Genomic DNA, 9193 nt, shown 5'->3' on the forward strand with positions numbered 1-9193 from the left:
CTGAGGCGCACCGACGTGACCCCCCGGGCCGGGGCGCGGTCCGCCTTCTGCCCAGCAACGACCATCGGCGGCCGGGTGTACCGCCCGGAGCACCCACCCCCTGGCCGGGACCTGAAACGCCGTACGGCGCTGGCGCATTTCCGACATCCAGTGACCAGTGCCGCGATCTTTCGCACGAACATCGGGAACTTTTGATGTATCGATGCAAAGGCATGGACAGCCCTATCGAAACCCCTTAATGTCTCGACCCATCAACCCGGTGTTTCCGGAGCGTCACTCGTCGGCGTCGAGGACGTTACGGACCGGGCCGGCGGCCACCGCCTCACCATCTCTGCACGCCGGCCGTCGGTCATTCCTATCCTCTGTGGAGGAACGATGGGCACACCGCTGCTGCGCCGATTCCGCAGTCCCGTCCTGGGCGCGCTCGCGCTCGTCCTCGCGGTCGGCTTCTGGGCCGACCCGGCCGACGCCGCCCCCGAGCAGGAACCGGGCGTCACTCTGCGCGTCTACGACGTCCAGGTGCCGCTCTCCGAAATCTGCACGCTCAAGCCCGCGCAGACCCCGAACGTGGACAAGCTGATGTCCACGATCAACTGGACGTCGCCGGCCGACTTCGGCTTCGACGACAACTTCGTCTCGCAGGTGCTCGGCAACATCACGATCACCCAGGCCGGGAGCTACACCTTCCGGCTCAGCAGCGACGACGGGTCCAAGCTGACGATCGACAACACCATCGTGATCAACCACGACGGCCTGCACGGCGCCACCCCACCCAAGGAGGGCGCCGTCACCCTCGCCGCCGGGCTGCACCCACTGCGCATCGACCACTTCGAGCGCGCCGGTGGCCAGCAGATCACGCTGGAGTGGCGGACGCCCGGCTCGTCGTCCTTCGTGGTCGTACCGACCTCGGCGCTGAGCACCGACGCCGGAGTCGTACGGGTGACCGCACCGGGGCGCAAGGAGTGCGAGGGCGTCACCGACTCCCCTGGCGACGGGTTGCCGCTCACCGGCGTGCACCCCGGCTACACGCTCACGAACCTGCGACCCTCGGGCTTCCAGCCGAAGGTCACCGGGATGGACTGGCTGGCCGACGGCCGGCTGGTCATCAGCACCTGGGGTGGCAGCGACCAGTCCGGCACCTCCCAGGACGGCGAGGTGTACATCATGGGCAACACCGGCGGCGCGACCGGTCCCGGGTCGGTGACCACCAAGAAGATCGCCGGCGGCCTCAAGGAGCCGATGGGGCTCAAGGTCGTCGACGGCGTGGTCTACGTGTCGGAGAAGCAGCGGCTCACCCGGCTCGTGGACACCACCGGAGACGAGGTGGCCGACCGCCTCGACACCGTCGCCACCTGGCCGTACGGCGGCAAGTTCCACGAGTTCGCGTTCGGTCTGCTCTACCAGGACGGTTCCTTCTACGTGAACCTGTCGGTGTCGATCGACTATGGCGGCGCGACCACGGTGCCGCAGCCCGCCGCCAACCGGGGAACCACCATCAAGGTCAACAAGGACACCGGCGCGGTCAGCTACATCGCCGGCGGCCTGCGGACGCCGCACGGCATCGGCTGGGGCCCGGAGGGCGGCATCTTCGTCACCGACAACCAGGGCGGCTGGCTGCCGTCGTCGAAGCTGGTGCACATCAAGCAGGGTCGCTTCTTCAACCACTACATGACCCCGGCGGGCCCGTTCGACGCCAACCCGGTCACCCCGCCGGTGCTCTGGATGCCGCAGAACGAGATCGCCAACTCCCCCAGCACGCCGCTCTACCTCACCACCGGGCGCTACGCCGGGCAGTTCGTGATCGGTGACGTCACCTACGGCGGCCTCCAGCGCGCGTCGGTGGAGAAGGTCAACGGCGAGTATCAGGGTGCGCTGTTCCGGCTCACCCAGGGTCTGGAGGCGGGCGTCTCCGAGGTCAACCTCGGTCCGGACGGCGCGATCTACGTCGGCGGGCTCGGCGCGGGCGGCAACTGGGGGCAGACCGGCAAGCTGACGTACGGGTTGCAGAAGCTCACCCCGAACAGCACCAGCACCTTCGAGATGCTGGCCATGCGGGCCACCACCGCCGGTTTCGAGGTGGAGTACACCCAGCCGGTCTCGGCGGAGACCGCCGCCAACCTGGCCGCCCACTACAAGGTCAAGCAGTGGCGGTACGAGCCGACGTCCAACTACGGCGGCCCGAAGATCGACGAGGAGACGTTGACCGTCAGCGGGGCCACCCTCTCGGCGGACGGCAGGAAGGTCAGCCTGACCGTCGACGGCCGCAAGGCCGGCCGGGTGGTCTACCTGCGGTCACCGCGCCCGTTCACCTCGACCAGCGGGCAGTCGTTGTGGAGCACCGAGGCGTGGTACACGCTCAACGCCATCCCGGGCGTCACCCCGCCGAGCGGCGGGACCAACCTGGCGCTCAACAAGCCGGCCACCGCGGACAGCTCCTGCTCGACGACCGAGGGGCCGGCCAAGGCCGTCAACGGCAGCGTCACCGGCGGAAACAGCGACAAGTGGTGCTCGAAGGGCACGTCGAAGTACCTCCAGGTGGACCTGGGGGGCAGCTACGCGGTGAACCGGGTGGTGGTCAAGCATGCCGGCGCCGGTGGTGAGGACACCGCCTGGAACACCCGGGACTTCACGATCGCGTCCAGCCCCGACGGCACGAGCTGGACCACCCGGGCCACGGTGACCGGCAACACGGCGAGCACCACGACGCACGACCTCACCGCGCCCGGTGCCCGTTACGTCCGGTTGGCCGTCACCGCGCCGACCAGCACCAGCGACACCGCGGCGCGCATCTACGAGTTGGAGGTGTACGGCAGCGCCGCCAGCGGCGCGGGCAGCATCACCGGCATCGGCGGCAAGTGCCTGGACGTGGACAACGCCGGTACCGCCGACGGCACCAAGGTGCAGTTGTGGACCTGCAACGGCACCGGCTCGCAGGTGTGGCAACCGCAGTCCGACGGGTCGATCCGCAACCCGCAGTCGGGCAAGGTGTTGCAGGCCGCCGGGGGCGGCACCGCCGACGGCACCCAGATCCAGATCGGCACGTACGTCGGTGGCGCACACCAGAAGTGGGTGGTCACCGCCGGCTGACACCCGTCGGGGCGCGGTCTGGCCGGCCGGTCAGACCGCGCTCCGCGCCGACCGTCGGTCGGCCAGCCCGACGGGACACGGCTTCGGTCAGGGACCCTGCGGCAGGGGTTGGGCCAGTGCGCGCAGGTCCGCCGGGAGTTGGGACAGGGCGTCGGAGAACTCGCGGTGCCCGACCACCCGGTGCATGGTCTGCAGAACCGCCCGTACTCCCCGTTCGGCCCCGGGCCGGTCGGTCCCGGCGCGGTCGGCCACGCGGCGCAGGAACTCGTCGTACCCGAACGCTTCCGGCGGCTCGGCGGCCTTGACCAGCAGTGGGCTCAGCTCGACGGCCAGGTGGGGAGCGAGCGCGGCGGCCTCGCCACCGCTGAGGCGCTCGGTGAGCGTCCGCAGCACGGCCTCGGTCAGCGGGCGTGCCTGCGCGGGCGGGATGCCCGCCCGCGCCGCGACCTTGTCGACGAATCCCAGATCGGCCATGGTCCCGCCCTTTCCGTTGCCGAGACGCGTGGCTACCCCGGCCCACCGGCGGCAAACCCGGGCGCGCCGAGGTCGCTTCTGTCGGTTGCCCCGCGCCCGGCCAGCCCCGTCTCGTACGGTGAGATCGGACCGGGTTCACGCCGGCCGCCCGGCGGCGGCCCGTGCCGCAGGAGGAGCAGATGGCGGTCGACCTGCCCGACGTGATCGACAGGTACTTCCGGGCCGTCCGCGACGGCGACCTCGACGCCTTGGTCGCCTGCTTCGCGGACACCGCGAGCGTGGCCGACGAGGACCGGTTGTACGAGGACCGGCCGTCGATCCGCTCCTGGGCGCAGCGGACGATGGCGGCCTCCTCGTACACCGCCGAACCGCTGCGGGTGACGCCCCAGGCGGGCGACTCGTACCTGGTCATCGCACGGGTGTCGGGCGAGTTTCCGGGCAGCCCGATCGAGCTGCGGTACCGGTTCACCCTGCGCGACGACCTGATCGGCGCCCTGGACATCCGCCCGTAGCGTCCACGCGAGTCGCCCGCCAGGAGGAGACGTCGTGCCACGGGTCCGTCGCGTTCGAGGCGACGCCCTGACCTCCTCGAAGGGCGAATCGCCGACCCGCGCCCGACGCTCCGCGTCCCGTCGTCGGGCCTCGGAAGCGGACCGGAACGGCTTATGGTGATCACCCGCCGAACGGACGACGTGGTCGGTCGGCCGACGGATGACATGATGTGCCGACAACAGCTGACGCTACGAGGAAGGGTGCTGCTGTCTGATGGCGCACTTCGAGGCCCGCACGTCCACGACACCCGGGCGGATCGTGGTCACGCTGACGGGTGAGTGTGACCTGGCCGCCCAGGCTGAGCTGACGGCCGTGCTGTCCGCGGCGGTACGCGCCGCGCCGGTGGTGGTGGTCGACGTCGGCGGGCTGCGGTTCCTCGACTCCACCGGCCTGCACGGCCTGGTGACCGCCCATCAGGAGGCACGCGCGAACGGCCGACATCTGTACGCCGTGAACGCCGCCGGCCCGGTCGCGACAGTCCTCGACATCACCGGCATCGGCAACCTGCTGCGCCCACCCGCCGACGACTCGCGGCTGGCGGGCTGATGGCGGCCGACCGGCGGGAGACCCGCGGCGTGACCGAGCAGCCCTCGCCAGCCCTGCGGACGGACACCATGGCGTACGAGGTGGCGACCGACCTGCGGGCGCTGCGCGCGTTCGTCTGCTCCGGCGCCATCGCCCGGGGCCTGTCGGCCGAGCGGGTGGAGCTGCTGGCGCTGGCGGTCAGCGAGCTGGCCACGAACACGTTGCAGCACACCGCCGACGGTGGCCGCGTCCGACTCTGGGCCGAGGGTGACCAGTTGTTCTGCGACGTCGTCGACCAGGGCCCGGCGCGGGCGTTCGGCCGGGCCATGCCGGCCGCCGACGCGGTACGGGGTCGCGGGCTGGCCATCGTCGAGCAGATCTGCGACGAGGTGGCCGTGCTGGCCGCCAGTGAGGGCACCGTGGTCCGGATCCGGCTGGCGCTGTGAGCGGGGCGGCTCAGGGCAGCACGCGCACGGCCAGGGTGCACGTGTCGTCGTCCGGGTTGGGATGGTTGAGCAGGTCACGCAGCCGGGCGAGGGGCTGCTCCCCCGGCGTCGCGGTGAGCGCCGAGAGGGTCGCGCGCACCTGCGGCAACCGGTCCTGCTCGGGCGCGCGTCGCTCGATGAGGCCGTCGGTGTAGAACAGCACGAGGTCGCCGGGGCTCAGGCGCGGGGAGAGCACCGGGTACACCGCGTCATCACCGGCGCCCAGCAGCAGACCCGGGGGGCGGTCGAGCGGCTTGGTCTCGCCGGCGCGGGACAGCAGCGGCACCGTGTGCCCGGCGCGGCCCCAGCAGAGCACCCGGGTGGCCGGGTCGTACACCGCGACCACGGCGGTTCCGGTGATCGAGAGCTGCCCGCAGAGCCGGTTGAGGTGCCCCAGCAGCACCGACGGGTCCCGGATGCCGATCGACAGCCAGGCCACCAGGGCGAAGCGCAGGTGCGCCATTCCGCTCGCCGCGTCCAGCCCGTGACCGGTGACGTCGCCGACGGCGAGCACGACCTTTCCGTCCGGCAGGGACTGCGCGTGGTACCAGTCCCCGCCGACCCGCGCGGCGCTCTCGGCCGGCAGGTAGTTGACCACCGCCTCCAGGCCGGCCAGCGGAAACGGGTCGCGGGGCACCGGCTGGATGAGGTTCTGCAACTGCCCGGCCAGTCGGTGCTCGGCGAGGGCGGTCATCTCCCGCGTCCGCAACTGGTCACTGAGTCGCTCGATGGCGGTCCGGGAGTCCACCCGGGCGGTCACGTCCTGCACCACAGCGTGGATCTTCAGCGGTGCGCCGTTCGCGTCGCGGGAGACGTCGGAGAGGATCCGCAGGTACCGGACCGCGCCCGCCGCCTGGAACCGGACCGTCACGTCCGAGGAGGCACCGCTGTCCAGCGTCTGCCACGCCGTCTCGCGCAGCATGTAGTCGTCGGGGAGCAGGGCGGCTGCCTGCTCGGCGCGCGACATCGGGCCGAGCGCCGGATCACGCTCGAAGATGCGGTACATCCCGGGTGACCACTGGCTGACCCCGCTGGCCAGGTCGTACTCCGCCCAGCCGAGGTTGCCCAGCAGCTCGGTACGGTCCATCCGCCGGCGGTCCTCGTCGAGGCGCTGCCAGGACACCAGCAGACCGCCGAGAACGCGGTGCACGTGGACGTCGAACAGCGAGTCGGCGACGACGCCGGTGCGTTTCTCCACGTACCGGAAGTCGGCCAGGCGGCCGGACGAACCGGTGGCGAGCACCTGCTGGTACAGCTGCCAGAGGGGTCCGCCGACCATGCTGGGGTACAGCTCGCTGAGCCGGGCGCCCACCCGGTCCACGCCCCGACCGTAGATGTCGTGGCTCTGGCCGCTGGTGGCCGCGATCCGGAAGTCGGCGACCGCCCGGTGGTCGTCGGGCACGGGCAACAGCCACGTACACCCGGCCGGGACGACCGCAAGGATCTCCCGGACGACCGCCTCGACCGGCCACGTCGCTTCGGCGGCGTGCGCGCCGGGACCACCGTGGTCCGCCATGGCACGAAGCCTAGTCACCGACCGGCGAACGGCACACAGCCGGCGCATCGAGGTGGCATTCCGGCCGGGTGGGCCCACGGTGGGACGAGACGCGCCGCCGCGCCGATGCGCCCCCGTCGAGGCGTGCCGACTGCCACAATGCGGTCAGTCCGGACGGTGGCGTCGGACGGAGGAGACCAGGAGGACGGCCATGCCGGACAGCGAACGCGAGGCGGAGCTGCTCGACGCCGAACGCACCCTGCAGGCCGCGCAGCGCGCCGGTGACGTCGCGGCCCTCGATCAGTTGCTGGTCGACCAGCTCATCGCGATCGGCCCCGACGGCCGCCAGCACGGCAAGGCCGAGGACCTGGCCGCGCACCGGGACCGGACCTCGGTGATCGAGGAGCTGATCGAGGAGGAACTGGACCTGCTCGTCGTCGGACGGACCGGTGTGACGTTCTTCCTGGGCCGGGTGGCCGGGGTGTTCAACGGCGAGCCGTTCGCCGCGCGCCTGCGCTACACCCGGACCTGGATCCACGACGACCCGCACGGCTGGCGGATCCTCGCCGCACACATCAGCCCGGTCTGACCCGCCGGGCCGGGCTGTCCCGCTTCAGCTCACGGTGGCGTCGATCGGGCCGACGCGCAGCAGACCGTCGTTGAGCGGGGTGCAGCGGATGCCGCCCGTGGTGCGCAGCGCCTTCCAGGCGCCCGGACCGACCGTGACGTCCATCCAGGCGCACGGGCGGGCCGCCCGGTTCACCCGCAGGCTGACCGGGCCGTCGCCGGAGTCCAGGATCAGGACCCGGCCGATCAGCTCGTCCACGGCGATGCCTGCGGTGAGGATGTTGCGCCGGACCTGCGCCAGGCCGATGCCGGCCGGCAGGGACTCCTGGGCGATCACGGTCACGCTGGCGTCGCGGTGCGCCGGCTTGCCGAAGTAGCGGTCGCCGACGATGCCGAGGCCGGCGCGGAGCGCAACGGTGTCGACCAGCTCGCCGGGCGGGGCCGGCGCCGGGCCGTCGGAGGGCCGGCCCCGAAAGCGGTGCACGGGCGAGGCCAGCAACTCGACGATCTGCGGCATGGCACGGATTCTACGAACCGGACGTGCCCTGCGGGCCGGCTCGACCGACGGGGTGCAGCGCCGGGGACGACCGCACGAAAGGCCGCCGTCCCCGGCGGGTCTCAGGCCGGTGTGCCGGTGACGGTGAGGTTGCGCAGTCGGCCGACGTTGTCGAACGAGCCGAAGCCCACCCGCCCCGATCCGAAGGTGGTGTCCTTCGCGGTCAGCAGCGGGTCCCGGTGCCCGTCGACGTAGACGGCGATCTCGCCGGTGGCCGGCAGGTGCACGAGGCGTACCCGGTGCCAGTCGGCGTCGGTGATCGCCGGGTTGGCGCCACGGGAGCGGCCGTTCCACTGGTGGTCGATGCGCTCCCGGTCGGCGTTGTTGACCTTGAAGATGCCGTTGTGCGGATAGATCGTGTTGTCGGTGGAGAGGTGGGCGTAGTAGAACTCGGTGTCCGAGCGCCAGCCGAAGACGATGATCACGTCGCGGTTGCTGACCTCCACCGGCGTGTCGAGTCGTACCCGAGCGTCGAGGAGGACCGACGACCACGCCGGGCCGGCGGTCAGCACGGCGTACTCGAAGGGCCGGCGCGGGCCCGGCCGGCTCTCGCCGGCCTCGGCGAGGATGACCTGGTCGCGGGTGAACTGCCACTTCGCGGGCGTCACCGGCGCCCAGTTCGCGGCGCCCGAGGTGTGGCGCAGCGTGGTGTCGCCGACGTCGCCGCTGGCGAACTCCCTCGTGCCGGTCACCTTCCAGATCGTGCCGTTGGCCTTGGCGACGAGGTACAGCTCGCCGGCGGCGTCGGTGCCGAAGCGCAGGTCGACCCGGTTGGGGTCGCCGGGGGCGCCCGGTCCGGAGAGGTCCCGCATCCGCACCGGGCCACCCGCGGCGTCGAAGAGCGCGAGCTGGTGGATCGGTGCGAGGCCGTGACCGCGGCGCATCTCGTTCGCCTCGGTGTAGAGCACCCGGCCGTCGACGAGGTCGCCGAAGACGTACTTGCCGCGTAGCGCGGGGACCGCGTGTCCGCGGTAGACGAACCCGCCGGCCACCGCGACGCCGACGTCCGCGGTGCAGTTCCAGTCCGCGGCGGGGTCGTGGTCGTACGCGGCGACGGGGTACGTGTAGCCGTAGCGCTCATCGTCGGCGGGCAGCGGGAACAGCCGGTCGCAGGGGTTGGTGGCCGTCTTGTCGAAGACGAAGGAGCCCTCGCGCTCGCTCCAGCCGAAGTTGTCGCCGGCGCGGACCTCGTAGATCGCCTCGATGGCGTGCTCACCGATGTGCCCGAGGTACATCCGGCCGGTCGCCCGGTCCCAGCTGAACCGGTGCGGGTCGCGGAAGCCCACGGCGTAGATCTCGCCGAGCGCGCCGGCCTGCCCGACGAACGGGTTGTCGGCGGGAATGCCGTACCGGCCGTTGGCCGAGTTGGCGCCTCGCGGGTCGATGCGCAGCAGCTTGCCGTGCGGCAGGCCCAGGTTCTGCGGGTCGGTGTTGCGGACGCCCAGGCCGCCG

At 71.8% G+C, this 9193-nt stretch carries 9 protein-coding genes; 5 read left to right on the forward strand and 4 right to left on the reverse strand.

All coding sequences use genetic code 11. The features are described from left to right. Positions 1–375: 375 nt before the first annotated feature. Positions 376–3087 carry a PA14 domain-containing protein gene (locus AB0J68_RS19500; protein ID WP_363939761.1) on the forward strand — a complete coding sequence of 904 codons (2712 nt, stop codon included), beginning with the start codon at positions 376–378 and terminating at the stop codon, positions 3085–3087. 87 nt (positions 3088–3174) lie between these two features. On the opposite strand, the gene AB0J68_RS19505 is transcribed toward AB0J68_RS19500, so the two are convergent. Continuing rightward, positions 3175–3561, reverse strand: a complete 387-nt coding sequence (locus AB0J68_RS19505; protein ID WP_354860673.1) for a DUF2267 domain-containing protein — start codon at positions 3559–3561, stop codon at positions 3175–3177. A 179-nt stretch (positions 3562–3740) separates the two neighbouring features. Between AB0J68_RS19505 and AB0J68_RS19510 the strand changes: the two genes are divergently transcribed. From AB0J68_RS19510 to AB0J68_RS19520, 3 genes are all read left to right on the forward strand, one after another. After that, the gene (locus AB0J68_RS19510) at positions 3741–4073 is read left to right on the forward strand and encodes a nuclear transport factor 2 family protein (RefSeq protein WP_354860672.1); all 333 of its coding nucleotides are present in this window, start codon (positions 3741–3743) and stop codon (positions 4071–4073) included. A gap of 253 nt (positions 4074–4326) precedes the next feature. Continuing rightward, the gene (locus AB0J68_RS19515) at positions 4327–4659 is read left to right on the forward strand and encodes an STAS domain-containing protein (protein WP_354860671.1); all 333 of its coding nucleotides are present in this window, start codon (positions 4327–4329) and stop codon (positions 4657–4659) included. A 29-nt stretch (positions 4660–4688) separates the two neighbouring features. Next, complete coding sequence (locus AB0J68_RS19520) at positions 4689–5084, forward strand: ATP-binding protein (protein WP_354860669.1); 396 nt, start codon at positions 4689–4691, stop codon at positions 5082–5084. A gap of 10 nt (positions 5085–5094) precedes the next feature. Here AB0J68_RS19520 and AB0J68_RS19525 read toward each other — a convergent pair whose 3' ends face one another. Then, positions 5095–6639: a SpoIIE family protein phosphatase gene (locus AB0J68_RS19525; protein WP_363939764.1), complete on the reverse strand. Its 1545-nt coding sequence runs from the start codon at positions 6637–6639 to the stop codon at positions 5095–5097. A gap of 190 nt (positions 6640–6829) precedes the next feature. Between AB0J68_RS19525 and AB0J68_RS19530 the strand changes: the two genes are divergently transcribed. Beyond that, positions 6830–7207: a nuclear transport factor 2 family protein gene (locus tag AB0J68_RS19530; protein ID WP_354860666.1), complete on the forward strand. Its 378-nt coding sequence runs from the start codon at positions 6830–6832 to the stop codon at positions 7205–7207. A 24-nt stretch (positions 7208–7231) separates the two neighbouring features. On the opposite strand, the gene AB0J68_RS19535 is transcribed toward AB0J68_RS19530, so the two are convergent. Next, positions 7232–7702, reverse strand: a complete 471-nt coding sequence (locus AB0J68_RS19535; protein WP_354860665.1) for a molybdenum cofactor biosysynthesis protein — start codon at positions 7700–7702, stop codon at positions 7232–7234. Positions 7703–7803: 101 nt separating this feature from the next. Continuing rightward, the coding region (locus AB0J68_RS19540; RefSeq protein ID WP_363939766.1) for a PQQ-dependent sugar dehydrogenase at positions 7804–9193 on the reverse strand (1390 nt) is incomplete at its 5' end.

This window comes from Micromonospora sp. NPDC049580 (genome assembly GCF_040675595.1).
In the GTDB taxonomy this organism is placed as follows: domain Bacteria; phylum Actinomycetota; class Actinomycetes; order Mycobacteriales; family Micromonosporaceae; genus Micromonospora.

Excerpts from the sequence above, each read along its gene's own strand:
- AB0J68_RS19500 (WP_363939761.1), top strand. The coding sequence starts at position 376 with ATGGGCACACCGCTGCTGCGCCGATTCCGCAGTCCCGTCCTGGGCGCG.
- AB0J68_RS19505 (WP_354860673.1), bottom strand. The coding sequence starts at position 3,561 with ATGGCCGATCTGGGATTCGTCGACAAGGTCGCGGCGCGGGCGGGCATC.
- AB0J68_RS19510 (WP_354860672.1), top strand. The coding sequence starts at position 3,741 with ATGGCGGTCGACCTGCCCGACGTGATCGACAGGTACTTCCGGGCCGTC.
- AB0J68_RS19515 (WP_354860671.1), top strand. The coding sequence starts at position 4,327 with ATGGCGCACTTCGAGGCCCGCACGTCCACGACACCCGGGCGGATCGTG.
- AB0J68_RS19525 (WP_363939764.1), bottom strand. The coding sequence starts at position 6,639 with ATGGCGGACCACGGTGGTCCCGGCGCGCACGCCGCCGAAGCGACGTGG.
- AB0J68_RS19530 (WP_354860666.1), top strand. The coding sequence starts at position 6,830 with ATGCCGGACAGCGAACGCGAGGCGGAGCTGCTCGACGCCGAACGCACC.
- AB0J68_RS19535 (WP_354860665.1), bottom strand. The coding sequence starts at position 7,702 with ATGCCGCAGATCGTCGAGTTGCTGGCCTCGCCCGTGCACCGCTTTCGG.